The sequence below is a fragment of the Streptomyces sp. NPDC087420 genome (assembly GCF_044744165.1).
Classification (GTDB): Bacteria; Actinomycetota; Actinomycetes; order Streptomycetales; family Streptomycetaceae; genus Streptomyces.
The window spans coordinates 438,651-462,712 of sequence record NZ_JBIUXU010000001.1 but is presented as its reverse complement, the minus strand read 5'-3'; the positions used below and the strand labels follow the sequence as shown (position 1 = coordinate 462,712).

At 72.3% G+C, this 24,062-nt stretch carries 7 protein-coding genes; all 7 read left to right on the top strand.

Annotated elements, in window-relative coordinates; translation table 11 throughout:
- Positions 1–26 precede the first annotated feature (26 nt).
- Positions 27–479, top strand: coding sequence for a cobalamin B12-binding domain-containing protein (locus ACIO1C_RS02010; protein WP_401857270.1), 453 nt, complete (start codon positions 27–29; stop codon positions 477–479).
- The gene (locus tag ACIO1C_RS02005) at positions 476–1,978 is read left to right on the top strand and encodes a methylaspartate mutase (protein ID WP_401857268.1); all 1,503 of its coding nucleotides are present in this window, start codon (positions 476–478) and stop codon (positions 1,976–1,978) included. Before ACIO1C_RS02010 ends, ACIO1C_RS02005 begins: the two co-directional genes overlap by 4 nt.
- Positions 1,975–2,991 (top strand): asparagine synthetase A, encoded by a 1,017-nt coding sequence (locus ACIO1C_RS02000; protein ID WP_401857266.1) that lies wholly within the window; start codon positions 1,975–1,977, stop codon positions 2,989–2,991. The genes ACIO1C_RS02005 and ACIO1C_RS02000 overlap by 4 nt, the downstream gene beginning before the upstream one ends.
- On the top strand, positions 2,988–4,256 hold the full coding sequence (locus tag ACIO1C_RS01995) for a glutamate synthase-related protein (protein ID WP_401857264.1): 1,269 nt from the start codon (positions 2,988–2,990) through the stop codon (positions 4,254–4,256). The genes ACIO1C_RS02000 and ACIO1C_RS01995 overlap by 4 nt, the downstream gene beginning before the upstream one ends.
- A 161-nt stretch (positions 4,257–4,417) precedes the next feature.
- Positions 4,418–15,784, top strand: coding sequence for an amino acid adenylation domain-containing protein (locus ACIO1C_RS01990; protein ID WP_401857262.1), 11,367 nt, complete (start codon positions 4,418–4,420; stop codon positions 15,782–15,784).
- On the top strand, positions 15,781–22,902 hold the full coding sequence (locus tag ACIO1C_RS01985) for an amino acid adenylation domain-containing protein (protein ID WP_401857260.1): 7,122 nt from the start codon (positions 15,781–15,783) through the stop codon (positions 22,900–22,902). Before ACIO1C_RS01990 ends, ACIO1C_RS01985 begins: the two co-directional genes overlap by 4 nt.
- A 314-nt stretch (positions 22,903–23,216) precedes the next feature.
- Positions 23,217–24,062 carry a kinase gene (locus tag ACIO1C_RS01980; protein ID WP_401857259.1) on the top strand — a complete coding sequence of 282 codons (846 nt, stop codon included), beginning with the start codon at positions 23,217–23,219 and terminating at the stop codon, positions 24,060–24,062.

Here is a 24,062-nt window from a genome sequence, read left to right as displayed (position 1 = left end):
ATCCAATGATGTGGACGAAGCGAACTATGAAGCCTGCGGAATGGGCGGCTCGTCATCGATCCGGGCCGCTGGATGTTGTTGTCACCGGACTCCCCTCCGATGCGCACACCTGGAATCTCATTTACATCCAATTGCTGCTCGAAGACCTCGGGCACACGGTGGTCAATCTCGGTTCCTGTGTGCCCGAGGACGAGATCGTCGAGTCCTGCTGCAAGTTCCACCCAGACCTGCTGGTGGTCAGCAGCGTCAACGGGCACGGCTTCAACGACGCCGGGCCGCTGATCGGCGCGATCCGGTCCCGCTGGGAACTGGCCCGGCTGCCCGCCGTCATCGGCGGGAAGCTCGGGGTCTCCGGCGGTCAGCAGGACCAGACGGACGAGCTGATGAGGGCCGGTTTCGACGCGGTCTTCCAGGACGGCGTGAACATCGCCGCCTTCGAGTCGTACGTCGGCTCACTGTCCAGAGAGGTGGAACGATGACCGCACCGGTCCGTACGGACGTCCCGCCCCCCGCCGCCGCACCGGCCGGCCGGATCGCCGCTCACCGGCGCCCGCCGTCCTTCGGCCGCTTCGTCGCCGAGTCGCAGGCCCGCGGCACGCTCGTGGTCCAGCCCCGCATGGGGTTCTCCGACCCCGCGCTGATGCGGGCCGGACTGCTGGCCACCAAGGCCGCGGCGGACGGCGTCGTCGGCACGATGACCATCGACAGCTATACGCGGGTCAATGACGAACCGTCGGCGGTCAGGGCCCTGAACGGCGGAGTCCCCCTCAACGGCTTCCCCCTCACCTCGTACAGTCCGCACACCTCGCACTGGGTGCTGGACGGCGTCCGCGACGCGGGCTTCCCCGTACAGATCCGGCACGGCTCGGCGCGCCCCCAGCGCATCGTCGCCGCCCTGGCGCGGCTCGGCCTGGACGCGACGGAGGGCGGTCCCGTCTCGTACTGCCTGCCGTACGGGCGCACCCCGCTCCTGGACTCCGTACGGAACTGGCAGGAGACCTGCGACTTCCTGGCCGGTCTGCGGGGCGCCGGGGCGGAGCCGCACCTGGAGACCTTCGGCGGCTGCATGCTCGGCCAGCTGTGCCCGCCCGGTCTGCTCGTGGCGATCAGCGCCCTGGAGGCGCTGTTCTTCCACCGGGCGGGGCTGCGCAGCATCTCGCTCAGCTACGCCCAGCAGACCAGCCCGGCGCAGGACCGGGACGCGGTGCACGCGCTGCGGCGGCTGGCCGGCGAGCTGCTGCCGGACACCGACTGGCACATCGTCCTCTACACGTACATGGGGCTGTACCCGCAGACCCGGCGCGGTTCCCTGGACCTCCTGGAGCGGTCGGCCGAGCTGGCCGTGGAGACGGGGGCGGCGCGGCTGATCGTGAAGACGACCGCCGAGGCGCACCGCATCCCGACGGTCGCGGAGAACGTCGAGGCCCTGCGGGTCGCCTCGCGGGCCGCGGCCCGGCACCGGACGGGGAACGGCACCCGGCGGGTGTCCGGGCCGGCCCCGGGCGCGGACCCGGCGGACAACGCGGTCTACGCGGAGGCCCGCGCCCTGGTGGACGCGGTGCTCCACCTCGACGGGGACCTGGGTCAGGCCCTGTTGAAGGCCTTCGCCCGCGGCTACCTCGACGTGCCGTACTGCCTGCACCCGGACAACGCGGGCCGCAGCAGGAGCCACATCGACGCGTCGGGGCGGCTGGCCTGGTCCGAGATCGGGGCGATGCCCATCGGGCATGTGACCGACCGGGGGCGGCGGCTCACGGCCGCCGGGCTGTTCGAGGCGCTGTCGTTCGTGCAGCGCCGGCACGACCGGGTCGTACGCCCGGCCTCTTCCTCCCCGCCTTCGCCCTCGCCGGCGCCTTCGTACGCGCATTCCTCGTCGTCTTCCCGGCCCCCGCTTCCGCCCTCTTCCCGGCCCCCGCTTCCCACGGCGGCCCGTCGCCCGGCAGCCCACCGTCAGCACACCCAGGAGGTAGCACCATGACCAGCACGATCGCTGCGCCCGACGGCCGCACCGCGCCCCCGTTTCCGACCTCTCCCGACCAGCACCTGATGGCGGAGCCGACCCGGGCCACGCTGCGGGTGCAGAGCAGGATGCTCGCCGCGACCCGGGCCTTCCTGACGGGCCAGGGCTTCCAGGAGCTGCTGCCGCCGGTGATCGGGCCGGTCACGGACCCGGGCATCCGGGGCTCCAAACAGGTGGACATCGATTTCTACGGTCACAAGTACAAGCTGATGACCAGCGCGATCCTCTACAAGCAGGCGTCGCTGATGGCCTTCGACAAGATCTTCTACATCGCGCCCAACGTGCGCCTGGAGCCGCTGGAGACGGCGGTCACGCACCGCCATCTCGCGGAGTTCCACCAGATCGACGTGGAGATCAGGGACGCCCGCCGCGAGGACGCGATGGAGCTGGCCGAGCGGCTGGTGGCGTACGTCGTCGGCGAGGTCGTCCGGGAGATGCCGGGCGAGCTGGAGCTCCTCGGCCGGGACAAGGACGCGTTCCGGGAGGTCGTCCAGGGGGCGTTCGCCAGGACCACGCACGCGGCGGCCACCGCCGACCTGGTCGCGCTGGGCCACCCGCAGGACCCGGGCGCCGAGATCGACTGGGAGGGCGAGGAGATCCTCTCCTCGAAGTCCAGCCGGCCGTTCTTCGTCGTCGACTACCCCAAGGGGTCGCGCGGCTTCTACGACCAGGAGGACGCCGAACGCCCGGGCGTGCTGCGGAACTTCGACCTGATCGCCCCCGAGGGCTACGGCGAGCTGGCGAGCGGCAGCGAGCGCGAGCACGTCTACGCGGCCCTGGTCACGCGGATGCGGGAGACCGGCGAGAACCCGGCCAAGTACGGCTGGTACCTGGACCTGGCCCGCCGTGGCATCCCCGCCAGCTCCGGGTTCGGCATCGGCCTGGAGCGGTTCACCCGGTACGTCACCGGCCGCACGGCCGCCTGGGAGGCAAGCGCCTACCCGAAGCTCCCCGGAGTGGTGTCGGCATGAGCACCGTACTGACCGCCGCCGGGTTCCCCGAGGAACAGGTGCGGCACCGGGCCAGGAACGGGGCGGCGGCCGTGTTCCCCGCGCTGGAGTCGTACGGCTCAGGACTGCTGGGCGCGGCGCCGGCCGGCCACGATCCGTACGACCTGCTGGAGCGGGCCAGGATCGTCCCCCCGGTGTTCATGCCGGAGCGGCTGAAGAAGCTCATCGACCTGGCCAGGGAGCCGCTGTACACGGACGTCGAACTCGACACGGTGATCGGCGGGTTCACCTCGCGGCTGCCGCTGTACGTGTCGGCGTTCGGCTCGACGCGGGCCGCCAGCCACGACCTGGGCGAGGCGGCGGGACGGCAGGCCGGGCGGCTCGGCATCCCGATGGTCATCGGGGAGAACGTGGTGCCGGTCAACGGCTACCGCGCCTCGTCCGGCTCCGACGCCTCCCCGCTGCTCGGCCGGATCGCCGCCTACACGGCCGCCGCCGGTGAGGAGTACGGCGGGGTGGTGGTCCAGCAGTCCACCGAGGACGCGGACGCCGAGGTGTGGAACCTGGTCTACAGCGACCCGGTCACCGAGCCGCTGCTCGCCACCGGGCGGCTGGCCTTCGAGCTGAAGGTCGGCCAGGGCGCCAAGCCGGGCCTCGGCGGTCTGACGGTCCTGGGCCGCGAGGCCGCGGGCCGGGTGGCCGAACAGTACGCCACGGACGCGGTGTTCGGCGCGGACACCGACGCGGTCCTGCGGATCAGCAGCCCCGGCACCTTCACCGAGGAGATCCTGCGCCAGCAGATCCGGCTGATGCGCAACAACTTCCCCCGCGTGAAGGTGTGGGTGAAGCTGCACCCCGGCCGTGACGTGGCGCTCGCGGCGGCCACCGCCTGGTCGGCCGGCGCGGACTCCGTCACGGTGGACGGCGCGGAGGGCGGCACCGCCTGGGCGCCGAACGCCTTCCTGGGCCAGGTGGGACTGCCGCTCGGCGAGTGCCTGGCCCGCATCGGGCCGACCAGCCACTGCCTGCTCGCCAGCGGGCGGATCTGGGAGGGGGGCAGGGCCACCAAGGCGCTGGCGCTGGGCGCGCGCGCCGTCGGACTCGGCCGGGCCGCGCTGCTCGCCGTGGACGAGGACGCCGACTCCGGTCTCGTACGGCTGGCGGAGAGCATCGCCCTGGAACTCCGCCTGCTGATCAGCTCCTTGGGCAAGTACCGCGTGAACGCCCTCGAAGCGGACGACGTACTGCTGCCCCCCGGGGCCGCGTCGGCCCCCCGTACCGGCTGACTCCGCACGCTCCTCCTCGGCTTCGCACACGACTTCGCACACGGCTTCGCACCCTGTTTCGTACGCGACTTCGCACCATCCGCACGTCATCCACCGTGGCTCCGTCGGTCTCCCGGCACGCCGCGAGACCACGAGATCCGAGCTACCAAGAAGGTGTCGAGATGTCCCGACCGCAAGAAGATCCAGCTCTCTCCCCCGGCGCCGGCGTGCCCGCGCGCGTCGCCGCGTACAACACCACGGCGCTGGCACTCCCCGAGGGCGCGCTGCACGATCTCTTCGCCGCGCAGGCCGCCCGCACCCCGGATGCCGTCGCCCTCGTCCAGGAGGACCACCGGCTCACCTACCGGGAGCTGGACCACGCGGCCAACGCGCTCGCGCACCGGCTCATCGGCGCCGGTGTGCGGCCGGGCGACGCGGTCGGCCTCCTCTTCAACCGCTCCTTCGCCTATGTGATCACCGTCCTCGCCGTGATGAAGAGCGGCGGTGTGTACGTCCCGCTGGACCCCCGCCAGCCCGCCGAACGGCTCTCCTGGATCCTCGGCGACACCGGGGCCGTCCTGCTGGTCACGGACCGCCCCGAGGAGGAGACGGGCTTCGCGGGCGACCTGACCGCCCTGCGGCTCACCGGCGCGAGCGCCACGACCGCGACCGCCGACGTCTCGACCACCGCGCCCGCGGTCACGGTCCACCCCGACCAGGCGCTGTACGTGATGTTCACCTCCGGCTCCAGCGGCACCCCCAAGGGAGTCGTCAACACCCACCGAAACGTCGTGGAGTTGGCCCTCGACCCCGGCTTCGGTGCCACGGCGCACGAGCGGGTCCTCGCCTACTCGCCGCTGCCCTTCGACTCCTCGACGTACGAGCTCTGGGTCCCGCTGCTGCGCGGCGGGCTGGCCGTCGTGCTGTCGGCGCCGAAGATCGACATCGGTGAGCTGGGCGAGGCCATCGCCCGCCACGGGGTGACCGCCGCCTACTTCACGACCGCGCTGTTCGACGCGATGGCGGGCGAGGCGATCGACGGGCTCGCGCTGCTGCGGGAGATCTGGACCGGCGGCGACGTCCTGTCCGCGACCGCCCTCCAGCGGGTGCTGGACCACTGCCCCGACACCACGGTCGTGCACGTGTACGGACCCACCGAAGCCACGGTCTTTTGCAGCTACCAGTCCTTCACGCCCGAGGTCCGCACCCTCGACCGCCTGCACCTGGGCGTCCCGATGGCGAACACGTCCATGTACGTGCTGGACGCCGGGCTGCGCCACACCGCCCCCGGCGAGACCGGTGAACTCTACGTGGCCGGGCCGCACTTGGCGCAGGGGTACGGCCGGCTGCCGGCCATGACCGCCGAACGGTTCACCGCCGACCCGTACGGCCCCGCCGGCACCCGGATGTACCGCTCCGGCGATCTGGCCGCCTGGAACGAGCACGGTGAGATCGTCTTCCTGGGCCGCGCCGACCAGCAGGTCAAACTGCGCGGCAACCGCATCGAACTCGGCGAGATCGAGACCGTGCTGACCCGCCACCCGTCCGTCGCGCAGGCCGCGGTGATCGTCCGCGAGGACCGCCCGGGCGACAAGCGCCTGGTGGCGTACGCCGTGCCCGCGGTGGAGGGTGTCCTGGACGCCGCCGAGCTGCTGCGGCACGCGGGCGGGGAACTGGTCGAGTACATGGTGCCCTCGGCGGTCGTCCCGATGGGGGCGCTGCCGCTGACACCCAACGGCAAGCTGGACCGGCGCGCCCTGCCCGCCCCCCGGGTCGGCGCGGCCCCGAACGGCCGGGCGCCGCGCAACCCCGTCGAGGAGGTGCTGTGCGGCCTGTTCGCGCACACCCTCGGTCTGCCGTCGATCGGCATCGACGACGACTTCTTCGGGGTCGGCGGCCACTCGCTGCTCGCGACGCGACTGGTGAGCCGGGTGCGCACGGCCCTCGGAGTACAGCTGACCCTGCGGGAGTTCTTCCTCTACCCGACCGTGGCACTGCTCGCGGAGTACGCCGCCACGAACGGCGGCGAGCCGGCCCGCCCCGCCCTGACGGCCCAGGAGCGTCCCGAGCCTCTCCCGCTCTCGGCGGCCCAGCGGCGGCTGTGGTTCCTGGACCAGTTGGAGGGCCCGTCGGCGACGTACAACATCCCGCTCGCCGTGCGGGTGCGCGGTGAACTGGACCTGGCCGCGCTGGAGTCGGCGTTCACCGACGTGGTGGGCCGGCACGAGAGCCTGCGTACGGTGTTCGGACAGGCCGGCGGGCAGGACGGGGGCCAGGCGTACCAGCGGGTGCTGCCGGCCGACGGGGTCCGGACCGGGCTGCCGCTCACCGCGGCGACCGAGGAGACCGTGGGCGCGCTGCTCACCGCCGAGTCCGAGCGGATCTTCGACCTGACGTCCGATCTGCCGTTCCGGGCACGGCTGTTCGCCCTCGGCGAGCGGGAGCACGTCCTGCTGGTGGTGATGCACCACATCGTCTCCGACGGCTGGTCGTACCAGCCGCTCATGCGTGACCTGAGCACCGCCTACACCACCCGCTCGCGCGGCGAGCGGCCGAGCTGGGAGCCGCTGTCCGCGCAGTACGCGGACTACGCGCTGTGGCACCGGGGCCTGCTCGGCGACCCGGCGGACGAGGAGAGTGTCGGGGTCCGTCAACTGGACTACTGGAAGCGGACGTTGGCGGACCTCCCGGAGGAGGTCACCCTGCCCGCCGTACGACAGCGGCCGGCCGCCGCCTCGTACCGTGGCGCCACCCACACCGTGCACTGCCCCCCGGACGTCCACTCCGCGCTGGCGGACCTGGCGCGCGAGTCGGGTGCTTCGGTGTTCATGGTGGCCCAGGCGGCGGTGTCGACACTGCTGTCCCGGTCCGGCGCCGGGCACGACATCCCGCTCGGCTCCCCGATCGCCGGCCGCACCGACCAGGCGCTCGACGACCTCGTCGGCTTCTTCGTCAACACCCTCGTGCTGCGTACGGACCTGTCGGGCGACCCGAGCTTCCGCGAGCTGCTCACGCGGGTCCGGGAGACGGACCTCGCGGCCTGGGCCCACCAGGATCTTCCCTTCGACCGGCTGGTCGAGGCCCTGAACCCGGACCGGTCGGCGGCCAGGCACCCGCTGTTCCAGGTGATGCTGACGCTGACGGACGCGGCCACGCCGACGCTGGTCGCCGACGGCCTGGACACGGAGTCGGAGTTCACCTGGCTGCGGTTCGCCAAGTTCGACCTGACGTTCTCGTTCGCCGAGCACCGGTCGGAGGACGGCCGGCCCGGCGGTCTGGACATCACCATCGAGTACGCCACCGACCTGTACGACGCGCCCACCATCGAGGCCACCGGCGACCGGCTGGTCCGGCTGCTGAGCGGAGCGGTGGCCGCGCCCGATCTGCCGGTCGGAGAGGTGGAGTTGCTGTCCGCGAGCGAGCGCGGGCTCCTCCTGGAGGAGTGGTCCGGCGCGGCGACCGGCGTCCCGGACCTGGGCCTCGCGGAACTCTTCGCCGCGCAGGCCGCCCGCACCCCGGACGCGATCGCCGTCGTCGCCGACGACCGTGAGCTCACGTACCGCGAACTCGACGCTCTCGCCAACCGGACCGCCCACCACCTCATCGCTGAGGGGGTCCGCCCGGGCAGCCGGGTCGCGCTCCTGCAAGAGCGTTCACTGACCGCCGTGGTCACCACGCTCGCCGTGGTCAAGGCGGGTGCCACGTACGTCCCCCTCGACACCCGCTACCCGAGCGACCGCGTCCAGCTGATCACCGAACAGTCCGCCCTCACCCATCTCCTCACCGACCGCGACCCGGGGCATCTCACACTGCCTTCCGGCATCACCACCCTGACCACCGGGACCCACAGCACCGACACCACCGACCCGGCCGTGCCGGTCCACCCCGACCAGCCGGTCTACGCCATGTTCACCTCGGGCTCGACCGGTGTGCCGAAGGGCGTCGCCGTCACCCACCGCAACGTCGCGGACCTCGCCGCCCAGACCATGTACGCCAACGGCCACCACACCCGCGTGCTGTTCCACTCCGCCATGGCCTTCGACGCCTCCACCTACGAGATGTGGGTCCCCTGGCTCAACGGCGGCACCCTCGTCGTCGCACCCGCAGGACACCTCGACACCGCCACGTACCAGCGCCTCCTCACCCAGCACTCCATCACCGCCCTCTGGATGACGGCGGGTCTGTTCCGGCTCATGGCGGAGGAGGCACCCGAGGCCTTCGCAGGGGTACGGGAAGTCTGGGCGGGCGGTGACGTCGTGCCACCGGAAGCCGTACGCCGGATCCACGAGCACTGCCCGGACACCACCGTGGTCAACGGCTACGGCCCGACGGAGACCACCACCTTCGCCGCCACCCACCGCATCCACCGCCCCCTCGACCACCCCGGCACCCTCCCCATCGGCGAACCCCTGGACAACCACCGTCTCTACGTCCTGGACGACCGTCTGCGGCTCGTCCCGCCCGGCACCCCCGGCGAGCTGTACATCGCCGGCGCGGGCCTGGCGCAGGGCTATCTCGACCGCCCGGCCCTCACGGCGGACCGCTTCACCGCCGACCCGTACGGTCCGGCGGGCACCCGGATGTACCGCACGGGGGACCTCACCCGGTGGAACGAGGAAGGGTCCCTCGAATACCTCGGACGGGCCGACCAGCAGGTCAAACTGCGCGGCTTCCGGATCGAACTCGGCGAGATCGAGACCCTTCTGACCACGGATCAGACGGTCGGCCAGGCGACCGTCACCGTCCGCGAGGACCGCCCCGGCGACAAGCGCCTCGTCGCCTACCTCGTCGCCGCCGAGAACGCCACCATCGACCTCACCGAACTGCGCCGCGAGATCTCCGGCGCCCTGCCGGACTACATGGTCCCGTCCGCCTTCATGGTCCTGGACGAGATCCCCCTCACCACCAACGGCAAGATCGACCGCCGCGCCCTGCCCGCCCCCGAGCAGCAGGGCGACACCGACGGGCGCGCGCCCCGCACCCCCGCCGAGGAAGTCCTCTGCGGTCACTTCGCGGCCGTCCTCGGACTGCCGTCCGTCACCATCGACGACCACTTCTTCCACCTGGGCGGCCACTCACTCCTCGCCACCCGCCTCATCAGCCGCATCCGGGAGACCTTCGGGGTCCAGATCACCGTCAAGGACCTCTTCCAGGGCCCGACGGTCGCCGGGCTCGCCGCGTTGGTCGAGGCGGGCGGCGACGCGGTGCGGCGCCCCGCGCTGCGGGAGTCGGTCCGGCCGCAGCGGGTCCCGCTCTCCTCCGCCCAGCAACGCCTCTGGTTCCTCCACCACTTGGAGGGCCCGTCGGCGACGTACAACATCCCGCTCGCCCTGCGCCTCAAGGGCGCGCTCGACCGGCAGGCGCTGCAACTCGCCCTGACGGACGTGGTGGTACGGCACGAGAGTCTGCGCACGCTGTTCGGGACGGCCGACGACACCGCCTACCAGTGGCAGCTGCCGGCGGCCGAGATCCGGGTGGAGCTGCCGGTCACCGCGGTGACCGAGGAGACCCTGGACGCGGCCCTCGGCGCGCAGGCCGCCAGGAGCTTCGACCTCGCGTCCGAACTGCCCTTCCGCGCCTGCCTGTTCGACCTGGGCGGCGAGGACGCGGCGCTGCTGATCGTGATGCACCACATCGCCTCGGACGGCTGGTCCACCAGCCCGCTCGTGCGTGACCTGGCCGCCGCCTACACGGCCCGTACGGAGGGGCGGGCGCCCGACTGGGAGCCGCTGCCGGTGCAGTACGCCGACTACACGCTCTGGCAGCGGGAGGTGCTCGCGGCGGACGGCGGACGCCAGGCGGAGTTCTGGCGCCACGCGCTGGACGGACTGCCGGACGAGGCCACCCTGCCGACCGACCGCCCCCGCCCGGCGGTCGCCAGCTACCGGGGCACGACCCACGGGGTCCGTGTCCCGGCGGAGCTGCACCGGGCGCTGACCCGGCTGGCCAGGGAGACCGGCAGCACCCTGTTCATGGTGGCCCAGGCCGCCGTCGCCACCGCCCTGTCCCGCTCCGGCGCGGGCGAGGACATCCCCCTCGGCGCCCCGATCGCGGGCCGTTCGGAGCAGTCCCTCGACGACCTGGTCGGCTTCTTCGTCAACACCCTGGTGCTGCGTACGGACCTGTCGGGCGATCCGAGCTTCCGGGAGCTGCTGTCCCGTGTCCGGGACACCGACCTGGCCGCCTGGGCCCATCAGGACCTCCCCTTCGACCAGTTGGTCGAAGCCCTCAACCCCGAGCGCACCACCGCCAGGCACCCGCTCTTCCAGGTGGTCCTCACCCTCCAGGAGGCGGTCACCCCGACGCCCGGGCTGCCGGGTCTCACCGCCGAGTCGGGCTTCGCGCCGCTGGATATCTCCAAGTTCGACCTGACGTTCTCCTTCCACGAGCACCGCACGGCGGACGGCCGCCCCGGCGGACTGGACATCAGGGTCGAGTACGCCACCGACCTGTACGACGCCGGAACCGTCGAGGCGGTCACCGACCGGCTGGTCCGGCTGCTCGGCGCCGCCGTGGAGAACCCCGAACTGCCCGTCGGCGAGCTGGCGTTCATGAGCCCCGGCGATCGCCACCTGCTCCTGGAGGAGTGGCACGGCACGGTCACCGGCGACGCCGGGTCGAACCTCGCCGAGCTGTTCGCCGCGCAGGCCGCCCGTACCCCGGACGCGATCGCCCTCACCGACGGCGACCAGGACCTGACGTACGCGGAGCTGGACGCGGCCACCAACCGGCTGGCCCATCACCTCATCAGCCTCGGGGTCCGCCAGGAGAGCGTCGTCGCCGTCCTGATGGAGCGCTCGGGCGACCTGCTCACCGCACTTCTCTCCGTGGTCAAGGCCGGCGGGGTCTACGCCCCGCTCAACCACGCCGACCCCGACGGGCGGCTCGACCAGATCGTCGCGGAGACCAGGGCGCCGGTCCTGATCACCGACACAGCCCTGTCCGACCACCCGATCGTGGCCAGGACCACCGCCCACGTCGTCGTGCTCGACGGGACCGCCGCGTTCGACCACCTGCCGGCGACCCCGCCGGCGTACCCGGCCCATCCCGACCAGTGGTTGTACGTCATGTACACCTCGGGCTCGACCGGGGTGCCCAAGGGCGTCGCCGTGACCCACCGCAACGTCGCCGACCTCGCCGCCCAGCGGGTGTTCGCCAACGAGAATCACCGGCGGGTGCTGTTCCACTCGCCCCACACCTTCGACGCGTCGACGTACGAGATGTGGGTGCCGTGGCTGAACGGCGGCACCATCGTGGTCGCACCCCCGGGCCACCTGGATCCGGCGACGCTCGGCGCGCTGCTCAAGGACGCCCGTCTGACCGGACTGTGGCTGACGGTGGGCCTGTTCCGGGTCGTGGCCGACGAGGCACCCGAGGCGTTCGCGGGGCTGCGGGAGGTCTGGACCGGCGGGGAGGTCGTCCCGCCGGAAGCCGTACGCCGGGTCATGGACCGCTGCCCGGGCACCACCGTCTTCAACGTGTACGGACCCACCGAGACCACCACCTTCGCCACCACCCACCCCGTCCGCCGTCCCCTCGGTCCCGGCGCGCTCCCCATCGGCGGCCCCTTCGACAACCACCGCCTCTACGTCCTCGACCCCGGGCTGCGCCTCGTCCCGCCGGGCACCCCCGGTGAGCTGTACATCGCGGGCACCGGCGTCGCGCGCGGCTATCTCGGCCGGCCCGCCCTGACGGCGGAGCGCTTCACGGCCGACCCGTACGGTCCCGCGGGCACCCGCATGTACCGCACGGGCGACCTGGTCCGCTGGAACCGGCACGGGGAAATCGAATATCTCGGCCGCGCCGACCAGCAGGTCAAACTGCGCGGCTTCCGCATCGAACTCGGCGAGATCGAGAGTGCCCTGATCAGCCATCGGACGGTCGGCCAGGCCAACGTCAGCGTTCGGGAGGACCGCCCCGGCGACAAGCGCCTCGTCGCCTACCTGGTCCCCGCCGAGAACGCCACCGTCGATCTCACCGCACTGCGCCGCGAGATCGCGGAGGCCGTGCCCGAGTACATGGTCCCGTCCGCCTTCGTGGTCCTGGACGAGATCCCCCTCACCACCAACGGCAAGGTGGACCGGCGCGCCCTGCCCGCCCCCCAGGTCTCCCACATCACCCAGGGAAGAGCGCCCCGTTCTCCGCAGGAAGAGGTGCTGTGCGGCCTGTTCGCGGCCGTCCTCGGCCTGCCGTCCGTCACCATCGACGACCACTTCTTCCGCAGCGGCGGCCACTCCCTGCTGGGCACCCGGCTCATCAGCCGCATCCGGCAGGCCTTCGGAGTCCAGCTCGGCGTCAAGGACCTCTTCCAGCACCCCACGGTGTCCGCCCTCTCGGAGCAAGTCACGGCGGGCAACGGCGAACTGCCGCGGCCGGCGCTGACCGCCGAAGAGCGCCCGGAGCTGATCCCGCTCTCCTCCGCCCAGCAGCGCCTCTGGTTCCTCGACCAGATGGACGGCCCCTCCCCCACCTACAACATCCCGCTGGCCCTGCGCCTCACGGGCCCGCTCGACCACGAGGCCCTGCGGCTCGCCCTCACCGACCTCACCACCCGCCACGAATCCCTGCGCACGGTCTTCCCCACCCATGAGGGCCGCACCCACCAGCACATCCTTCCGCCGGCTCCGGTCGCCCTGCCTCTGACCGCCACCACGGAGGAGGCGTTGCCCGCGCTCCTCGCCGAGCTGTCCGCCCTGACCTTCGACCTCGCGACCGAACCCCCCGTCCGCTCCCACCTCCTCTCCCTCGGCGAGCGGGAACACGTCCTGCTCGTCGTCATCCACCACATCGCGTCCGACGGCTGGTCCAACGGGCCGCTCTTCCAGGACCTCGCCACCTCCTACACAGCCCGCGCCGACGGCCTGGCACCGGAGTGGGAACCACTGCCGGTCCAGTACGCCGACTACAGCCTCTGGCAGCAGCGGTTGCTGGAGAGCGACGAGGAGCGCCAACTCGACCACTGGCGGCAGACGTTGGCCGACCTTCCGGAAGAGGTGACTCTTCCCACCGACCACGCCCGGCCGGCCACCGCGTCCAACCGCGGCACCACGCACACCGTGCACTGCCCGCCCGGACTGCACGACTCGCTCGTCTCCCTGGCGCAGGACACGGGAAGTACCCTGTTCATGGTGGCCCAGGCCGCCGTCGCCACCCTGCTCTCCCGGTCCGGCGCCGGACACGACATCCCCCTCGGCTCCCCCGTCGCCGGCCGCACCGACCAGAAGCTCGACAGTCTCATCGGGTTCTTCGTCAACACCCTCGTCCTGCGTACGGATCTGACGGGCGATCCGAGCTTCCGCGACCTGCTGTCCCGCGTCCGGGAGACCGACCTCGCGGCCTGGGCGCACCAGGACCTCCCCTTCGACCGGCTGGTCGAAGCCCTCAACCCCGAGCGGACCACCGCACGGCACCCCCTGTTCCAGGTCATGCTCACCGTCGGCGACACCACCACCGAGGCGCCCGCGCTCCCCGGACTGGACACGGCGTACGAGTACTCGGCGGTGCAGATCGCCAAGTTCGACCTGACGTTCGGCTTCGAGGAGCACCGTACGGACGACGGCCGGCCCGCCGGGCTGGACATCACCGTCGAGTACGCCACCGACCTCTACGACCCCCGTACCGTCGAAGCCACCGCGGACCGCCTGGTCCGGCTGCTCACCGGAGCCGTGACCTCTCCCGATCTGCCCGTCGGCGAGCTGGAGTTGCTCTCGGCGGGTGAGCGCGGGCTCCTCCTGGAGGAGTGGAACGGCCTCACCACCGGCACCCCCGACAAGAACCTCGCGGAGCTGTTCGCCGCGCAGACCCACCGCACGCCCGACGCGATCGCCGTCGTCGCTGACGACCGTGAACTGACCTACCGGGAACTCGACGCTCTCGCCAACCGGACCGCCCACCACCTCATCGCGGAGGGCGTCCGCCCCGGCAGCCGGGTCGCGCTCCTGCAAGAGCGTTCGCTGACCGCCGTGGTCACCACTCTCGCCGTCGTCAAGGCAGGCGCCACCTACATCCCGCTCGACACCCGCTACCCCGCCGACCGCATCCAGCTCATCACCGAACAGTCCGCCCTCACCCACCTCCTCACCGACCGCGACCCCGGCCACCTCACCCTCCCCCCGGGCGTCACCACCCTCACCACCGGAACCCACAGCACCGACAGCGCCCACGCCACCGATCCCGCCGTGCCGATTCACCCCGACCAGCTGGTCTACGCCATGTTCACCTCGGGCTCGACCGGGGTGCCGAAGGGCGTGGCGGCGACCCACCGCAACGTCGCGGACCTCGCCGCCCAGACCATGTACGCCAGCGGCAACCACCAACGCGTCCTCTTCCACTCCCCCATGGCCTTCGACGCGTCGACGCACGAGATGTGGGTCCCCTGGCTCAACGGAGGCACCCTCATCGTCGCCCCGCCGGGCCACCTCGACACCGCCGCCTACCAACGCCTCGTCACAGAGCACTCCCTCACCGGCCTCTGGCTCACCGTGGGGCTCTTCCGCCTCATCGCCGAAGAGGCACCGGAAATCCTGGCGGGCGTACGGGAGGTGTGGACCGGCGGGGACGTCGTCCCACCGGAAGCCGTACGCCGGGTCATGGACCGCTGCCCCGGCACCACTGTCTTCAACGTGTACGGACCCACCGAGACCACCACCTTCGCCACCACCCACCCCCTCCCCCGCCCCCTCCCCGCCGGCGCCCTCCCCATCGGCGGGCCCCTCGACAACCACCGCCTCTACGTCCTGGACGACAGCCTCCGCCTCGTCCCGCCGGGCGCGCCGGGCGAGCTGTACATCGCGGGCGCCGGGCTCGCCCAGGGCTACCTCGACCGGCCCGCGATCACCGCCGACCGCTTCGTCGCCGACCCGTACGGCCCGGCCGGCACCCGGATGTACCGCACGGGCGACCTCACCCGCTGGAACCACGACGGAGCCCTCGAATACCTCGGCCGCGCCGACCAGCAGGTCAAACTGCGCGGCTTCCGCATCGAACTCGGCGAGATCGAGACCGTGCTCACCGCCCGGCCCGGGGTCGCGCAGTCCGTCGTGGCCGTCCGGGAGGACCGGCCCGGCGACAAGCGCCTGGTCGCCTACCTCACGGCGGAGGACGGCGGGCGCGTCGACACCGAGGACGTACGGCGGCGGATGTCCGGGCTGCTGCCCGAGTACATGATCCCGTCCGCCTTCATGGTCCTGGACGAGATCCCCCTCACCACCAACGGCAAGGTGGACCGGCGCGCCCTGCCCGTACCGGAGATCGCCCCCACCACCGGGCGCGCCCCGCGCACGGTCAAGGAAGAAGTCCTGTGCGGCCTCTTCGCGGAGATCCTGGGGCTGCCGTCGGTCACCATCGACGACCACTTCTTCCACCTGGGCGGCCACTCACTCCTCGCCACCCGCCTCGTCGGCCGGATCCGCTCCGTACTCGGAGTCGGGCTCTCCGTGGCGACGCTCTTCGAAAACCCGATCGTGGCAACGCTCGTCGAGAAGCTCGACAGCGCCGAGGCCGCAAGGCCCACACTGCGGCCGATGCGCCGGATGGGAGCGACCAAGTGATTCCGTTGTCCTTCGCCCAGCAGCGGCTGTGGTTCATCGCCCAGATGGAAGGGCCCTCGACCACCTACAACATCCCCCTGACCGTGCGCCTCAACGGCGAACTCGACCGCGAGGCAATCCGGTTGGCACTCCTGGACGTGGTCGGCAGGCACGAGAGCCTGCGGACGCTCTTCCCCGACCAGGACGGCACGCCGTACCAGCACATCCTCGCCGAGGAGGAGGTGGACCTCGCGCTGCCGGTGGTCCCCGCCGACGAGCTGAGTCTGGCGGCCGTGCTCGCCGAGGAGTCCGCGCAGGTCTTCCACCTGGCGGTGGACCTGCCGATCCGGGCGCGGCTGATCGCGCTCGGTGAGCGGGAGCACGTCCTGCTCGTCGTGATGCACCACATCGTGTCGGACGGCGGCTCGACCGGGCCGCTGCTCAGGGACCTGGCCGCCGCGTACGGCGCCCGCGCCCAGGGGCGGGTGCCGGACGGGGAGCCGCTGCCGGTGCAGTACGCCGACTACACCCTGTGGCAGCAGGAGTTGCTCGGTGAGGGCGACGACCCGGCGAGCACCGGCTCCCGGCAACTGGAGTTCTGGCGCGAGACGTTGGCGGACCTGCCGGAGGAGGCCACACTGCCGGCCGACCGGCCGCGCCCGGCCGCCGCCTCGTACGTGGGCGCCACCTGCGACGCCCACCTGTCCGCCGATCTCCACACCGGACTGACGCACCTCGCGCGGGAGTCGGGGGCCACGGTGTTCATGGCGGCCCAGGCCGCCGTCGCGACGGCCCTGTCCCGCTCCGGCGCGGGTCTCGACATCCCGGTCGGCTCCCCGGTCTCCGGGCGCATCGACGAGGCCCTGGACGATCTGGTCGGCTTCTTCGTCAACACCCTGGTCCTGCGGACGGACCTGTCGGGCGACCCGAGCTTCCGTGAGCTGCTCAAGCGGGTCCGCAAGACGGACCTGGCCGCCTGGGACAACCAGGACCTTCCCTTCGACCGGCTGGTCGAGGTGCTCAACCCGGAGCGCTCCGCCTCCCGGCACCCGCTGTTCCAGGTGATGCTGACGATGGGCGAGGCCGTTTCCGACGCGGTCGGGTTCCCCGGGCTCGACGCCAGGACCGAGTACAGCGCCCTCCAGATCGCCAAGTTCGACCTGACCTTCGGCTTCGCCGAGCACCGGACGCGCGACGGCCGGCCCAACGGCCTGGACATCACCATCGAATACGCCACCGACCTGTACGACGCCCGGACCATCGACGCGCTCATGGCGCGGCTGTGCCGGCTCCTGGAGGCGGTGCTCACCTCGCCCGACACCCCGCTGTCCGTGCTGGACCTGCTGGGCGAGCACGAGCGGCGGCTGCTCCTGGAGGAGCGGATCGGCGCGGTCACCGGTACGGCCGACCTGAGCGTCGCGGAGCTGTTCGCCGCGCAGGCCGCCCGTACCCCGGACTCGATCGCGCTGGTGGACGAGGACCACGACCTGACGTACGCCGAACTCGACGCGAACACCAACCAGTTGGCCCACCACCTCATCAACCTCGGCGTCCGGCGGCACGACGTGGTCGCCGTCCTGATGGAGCGCTCCACCGACCTGCTCACCGCGCTGCTCGCCGTGGTCAAGGCGGGCGCTGTGTACGCCCCGCTGAACACCACCGACCCGGACAGCCGGCTGATCCAGATCCTCGCCGACACGCGGGCGCCCGTCCTGCTCACCGACCAGGCCCTCGCCGACCACCCGGTGGTCCTGGAGACCGGCGCGCGGGTGGTGGTCCTGGACGGCGCGACCGGCCTCGGCCACCTGCCCGCCACGGCTCCGGCGCACACCGTCCACCCCGACCAGCCGCTGTACGCGATGTTCACCTCGGGCTCGACCGGGGTGCCCAAGGGGGTGGCGGTCACCCACCGCAACGTCGCCGACCTCGCCGCCCAGACCATGTACGCCAACGGCAGTCACCGGCGGGTGCTGTTCCACTCGCCGGCCGCCTTCGACGCGTCCACGTACGAGATCTGGGTGCCGTGGCTGAACGGCGGCACGATCGTCGTCGCGCCGCCGGGCCACCTCGATCCGCCCACCTACCGGCGGCTGCTCACCGAACACCGCGTGACCGGGGTGTGGTTGACGGCCGGCCTGTTCCGGCTGATGGCCGAGGAAGCCCCCGAGGCCTTCGCGGGGGTACGGGAGGTGTGGGCCGGCGGCGACGTCGTACCGCCGGAAGCGGTACGCCGGATCCACGAACACTGCCCGGACACCACCGTCGTCAACGGCTACGGGCCGACGGAGACCACCACCTTCGCCACCACCCACCGCATCCACCGGCCCCTCGACTACGCCGGGGCCGTCCCGATCGGCGAACCCCTCGACAACCACCGCCTGTACGTCCTGGACCACGCGCTCCAGCTCGTCGCGCCGGGCGCGCCCGGGGAGTTGTACATCGCGGGCACGGGTCTCGCGCAGGGTTATCTCAACCGGCCCTCGCTGACGGCGGAACGCTTCACCGCCGACCCGTACGGTCCCGCGGGCTCCCGGATGTACCGCACGGGCGACCTCGCGCGCTGGAACCACCACGGCTCGCTGGAGTACCTCGGCCGGGCCGACCAGCAGGTCAAGCTGCGCGGCTTCCGGATCGAACCGGGCGAGATCGAGAGCGCTCTGACGGCCCTTCAGGCAGTCGGGCAGGCCACCGTCAGCGTCCGCGAGGACCGCCCCGGCGACAAGCGCCTCGTCGCCTACCTCGTCGCGGCCGACGGCGTCACGATCGACACCGAGGCGGTGCACCGGGAGATCTCCGGCTCGCTCCCGGACTACATGGTCCCGTCCGCCTTCATGGTCCTGGACGAGATCCCCCTCACCGCCAACGGCAAGATCGACCGCCGCGCCCTGCCCGCGCCCCGGCACAGCGGCGACACCGACGGCCGTACGCCCAGGACACCCGCCGAGGAAGTGCTGTGCGGACTCTTCGCGGCCACCCTCGGGCTGCCGTCCGTCACCATCGACGACCACTTCTTCCGGCGCGGCGGCCACTCCCTGCTCGCCACCCGCCTCATCAGCCGCATCCGGGCGGTGTGGGACACCGGCATCACCATCCGGGACCTGTTCCAGTACGCGACGGTCGCGCAGCTCGCCGAGCGGATCGCGGCCGAGGGCAGCGGGGAGCGCCGTCCGGCGCTGACGCCCGGGGAGCGCCCGGGGCTGATCCCGCTCTCCTCCGCCCAGCAACGCCTCTGGTTCCTGGACCAGATGGAGGGCCCCTCCGCGACGTACAACATCCCGCTGGCCCTGCGTCTCACCGGCCCGCTCGACCACGAGGCCCTGCGACTCGCCCTCACCGACCTCACCGCACGCCACGAAACCCTCCGTACCGTCTTCCCCACCCGCGAGGGCAACGCGCACCAGCACATCCTGCCCCCGGCCGCCGCCGACCTCCCACTGGTCCCTGCCACCGAGGAGTCGCTGCCCGCGCTCCTGGCCGCGGAGGCCGGCCGTACCTTCGACCTGGCCGCCGAACTGCCCTACCGGGCCTCGCTCGTGAAGCTCGGCGCCGAGGAACACGTCCTGCTGCTGGTGGTCCACCACATCGCTTCGGACGGCTGGTCCAACGGACCGCTCTTCGAGGATCTGGCCACCTCCTACGCGGCCCGTACCGAAGGCCTGGCACCGGAGTGGGAACCCCTCCCGGTCCAGTACGCCGACTACACCCTCTGGCAGCAGCGCCTCCTGGAGAACGACGAGGAGCGCCAACTCGACCACTGGCGCGAGACGTTGGCCGACCTCCCCGAGGAGGCCACCCTCCCCACCGACCACGCCCGCCCCGCGACCCCGTCCAACCAGGGCCGTACCCACGTCGTCCACTGCCCCGCCGAGCTGCACTCCGGCCTGATGTCTCTGGCGCAGGACACCAGCAGCACGCTGTTCATGGTGGCCCAGGCCGCCGTCGCCACGCTCCTCTCCCGGTCGGGCGCCGGACACGACATCCCGCTCGGCTCCCCCGTCGCCGGCCGCACCGACCAGAAGCTCGACCACCTGATCGGCTTCTTCGTCAACACCCTGGTGCTGCGGACGGATGTGGCCGGCAACCCCACCTTCCGCGACCTCCTGTCCCGCGTCCGGGACACCGACCTCGCCGCCTGGGCGCACCAGGACCTCCCCTTCGACCGGCTGGTCGAAGCCCTCAACCCCGAGCGCACCGCCGCCAGGCACCCCCTGTTCCAGGTCATGCTCACCGTCGGCGACACCAGCGGCGAGACCCCCCGACTGGCGGGCCTGGAGAGCGAGTTCGCGTTCCCGCCGGTGTCCGTCGCGAAGTTCGACCTCACGTTCGCCTTCGCCGAGCGCCGCACGGCGGACGGCGCCCCCGACGGTCTCGACATCCTGATCGAATTCGCCACCGACCTCTACGACCCCCGTACCGTCGAAGCCACCGCGGACCGCCTGGTCCGGCTGCTCACCGGAGCCGTGGCCACCCCCGATCTGCCCGTCGGAGAGCTGGAGTTGCTCTCCGGGGAGGAGCGGGCCCGGGTCCTGGAGTGGAGCGGACCGCCGTCCCCCGCCCCCGGCCTGGGCCTCGACGGACTCTTCGCGGGCCAGGTCGCCCGCACTCCGCACGCGGTGGCCCTGGTCCACGAGGACCAGCGGGTGACGTACCAGGAGCTGGACACCTGGTCCAACCGCCTGGCCCGGCACCTGACCGCGCGCGGCGTCACCCCCGGCAGCATCGTCGCCATCCACCTGGAGCGCTCGCCCCAGCTGATCGCGACGCTGCTCGCGGCCCTCAAGGCCGGGGCCGGGTACACCCTGCTGGACCCGCAGTTCCCCGCCGACCGGCTCACCACCGTGCTCGGGCAGACCCATCCCGCCGCACTGGTCACCCAGAGCCACCTGGTGGCCCTGGCGACCCCGGCCGCCCTGGTCGACCTGACCGTCGACACCCCGGCGATCAGCGCGCTGCCGGGAACGCCGGTGGAGACCGGCGGGCACCCGGAGTCGGTCGCCTGCGTGATGTTCACCTCCGGATCGACCGGCGTCCCCAAGGGCGTCGCGGCCTCGCACCGGGCGCTGGCCGCCACCTTCATCGGCCCCGACTACCTGAACTTCGGCCCCGAGCAGACGTACCTGCAAAGCTCCCCCGTGTCCTGGGACGCGTTCGCCCTGGAGGTCTTCGGACCGTTGCTGCACGGCGGGGTCTGTGTCCTCCAGCCCGGCCAGCACACCGATCCGCACCAGATCGCGGAGCTGGTGGAACGTCACCGGATCACCACCCTCCAGATGTCGGCGAGCCTGTTCAACCACATGCTCGACGAGCACCCGGCGGTGTTCTCCCGGCTCCGGGAGGCGATGACCGCCGGGGAGACCGCCTCGCCGGCCCACACCGCCAAGGCGCTGGCCGACCACCCCCACCTGCACCTGGTCAACGGCTACGGCCCCGCCGAGAGCATGGGCTTCACCACCGCCCACCTCATCGGCGGACCCGCCGCCGCCATCCCGATCGGGCGGCCGATCGCGGGCAAACACGCCTATGTCCTGGACGAGAACCTGCGGCTGCTGCCGCCGGGTGTGCCCGGTGAGCTGTACGTCGCCGGGCACGGCCTCGCCCACGGCTACATCGGGCAGCCGTGGCTGAGCGCGCAACGGTTCGTCGCCGACCCGCACGGCGCGCCGGGCGCGCGGATGTACCGGACCGGCGACCTGGCCCGCTGGAGCCAGGACGGGGCGCTGGAGTATTTCGGCCGGGCGGACCAGCAGATCAAGCTGCGGGGTTTCCGTATCGAGCCGGGTGAGATCGAGTCGGCGCTGCTGCGGCACGCCTCGGTCGCCCAGGCGGCGGTGCTGATCCGCGAGGACCGGCCGGGCGACAAACGCCTGGTGGCGTACGTGGTGGCCGCCGACGGCGCCACACCCGACCTGCCCGGGCTGCGCCGGCACGCGGGGGCGGCGCTGCCCGAGTACATGGTGCCGGCCGCGATCGTGCCGCTGGACGCGCTGCCGCTGACGGTGAACGGCAAGCTGGACCGCCGTGCGCTGCCCGCGCCGCCGGTGGCCGACACCGCCGGGGGCCGGGCGCCGCGCACCCCGGCCGAGGAAGTCCTGTGCGGGCTGTTCGCGGCCACCCTGGGGGTGCCGTCGGTCACCATCGACGACCACTTCTTCCAGCTGGGCGGCCACTCGCTGCTCGCGACCCGGCTGATCGGCCGGATCCGGGCGATCTGGGACACCCCGGTCACCATCAGGGACCTGTTCCAGTACCCGACACCGGTGCTGCTCGCCGAGCACATCGGCACCAACGCGGCCGGCAACCCGCTGGAGACGCTGCTGCCGATCCGGGCCGCGTCGGGGTCCGGATCCGGCTCGGGCTCGGGCTCGGGCTCGGGCTCGGGCTCGGAGGCGCCGCTGTTCTGCGTGCACCCGATCTCCGGGATGAGCTGGTCGTACGCCGGACTCCTCCGGCACCTCGGCGACGGGCGTCCGCTGATCGGCCTCCAGGCCCGGGAGCTGACGGAGCCGTCGGCCCGGCCGGCGGGTGTGGAGGAGATGGCCGACGGGTACGTGGCCGAGATCCGCGCGGTCCAGCCGCACGGCCCGTACCACCTGCTCGGCTGGTCGTTCGGCGGCCTGGTGGCGCACGCGATCGCGGCCCGTCTTGAGGAGCTGGGCGAGGAGGTGGCGCTGCTCGCGCTGCTGGACTCGTACCCGCTGCCCGACGGCTTCCTGCCGCCCGCGATCACCGGGCGGGAGGTGCTGACCGCGCTGCTCGGCGGGCGCGGCGCCGAACTGGACGTGCGGTGCGCCGACACCGTACCGGACGCGGCGGAGCTGGCCGCCGTGCTGCGCGCGGAGGACCCGATCCTGGGCGCGCTGGAGCCGGCCCAGGCCGCCGCGGTGGTCGGGGCGACGGCCGGGAACCTGGAGATGCGCTACCGGTACGTTCCCCGGCGGCGGTTCGGCGGCGACCTGGTGTTCTTCAACGCCGCCCGCACACCGGCCGCGGCGAGCGGCGCCCTGTCCTGGGCCCCCCATGTCCTCGGCCACGTCGAGGAGTACGACGTGGACTGCGCGCACTGGGACATGACCGCGGCCGAACCGCTGCGCGAGATAGGAAAGGTGCTGGCCGAGGAGTTGCGGGGGGCGCGTCACTGACCTCGTACGCACCCTCCTCCCCCCAGGTGCCCGGGACCGCCGACCACGGCGGTCCCGGGCACCTTCGCGTGCGCCCGTGCACCCGTGCGCCCGGCGCCCCCGCGCGTCCGACGCGCCCCGCGTCTCCGGTGCGCCCAATTGCCCGCCGCCTGCCGCTCCTTGTGCCGGGCGGCGGGTTCCGGCCTGCATAGCGTGAAGCCATCCGCAGGTCACGGCTTCACCGGCAACAGAAAGTCAAGGAAATGGTGGATCATTCCGACTGGCGTGTCGGGGTAGCTTCGGCCCCCGTCCATCATGGCGAGATCCTGCAGGGTGTGTTCACCGGTGACGGTGGACTCACCCGCGGTCTGGTCACTCTGCCCTGCACCATCCACGCGACCCGCGCGACCTTCATCCCCGCCCCCGGCGCCGAGGTCACCGTCTCGCCGGACTGGAAGGGCAAGGCGCGGCGCGCGGCGGAACTCGCCGTGCGGGCCGTCACGCCGGCGGACGCCGGGCCCGTGGGCGGTCATCTGGAACTGACCGGGGACGTGCCGCTGTGCCGGGGGTTCGGCTCGTCGACGAGCGACGTCCTCGCGGCCATCTGGGCCGTCAAGGACGCGTTCACCAGCCCGCTGCCGCCGCAGGACGTGGCCCGGATAGCGGTACGCGCGGAGACCGCGTCCGACTCCCTGATGTTCGAGGAGTCGACCGTGCTCTTCGCCCAGCGCGAGGGCACGGTGATCGAGGACTTCGGCTACCGGATGCCGCCGATGCGGGTCCTCGGCTTCGGTGCCCGCCCCGAGAACGACGGGCAGGGCGTGGACACGCTGGCCTTCGCGCCGGCCCGCTACGACCAGGAGGAGATCGGCCTCTTCACCCGGCTCCAGGCGATGCTCCGGGAGGCCATCCAGATGAAGGACGTCGCCCTGCTCGGGTCGGTGGCGACGGCCAGCACGGAGATCAACCAGCGTCATCTGCCCATCCCCAAGCTCGACCTGATCCGGAACGTCGCGCGGGCCTCCGGAGCGCTCGGGGTGCAGGCGGCGCACAGCGGAGACATCGCGGGTCTCCTCTTCGACCGGGACGACCCCGAGGTCGAGGAACGGACCGGCCTGGCACAGCGCCTCCTGCAAGAGCTCGGAATTCACGAGCAGTGGAACTACACAACGGGTGACTGA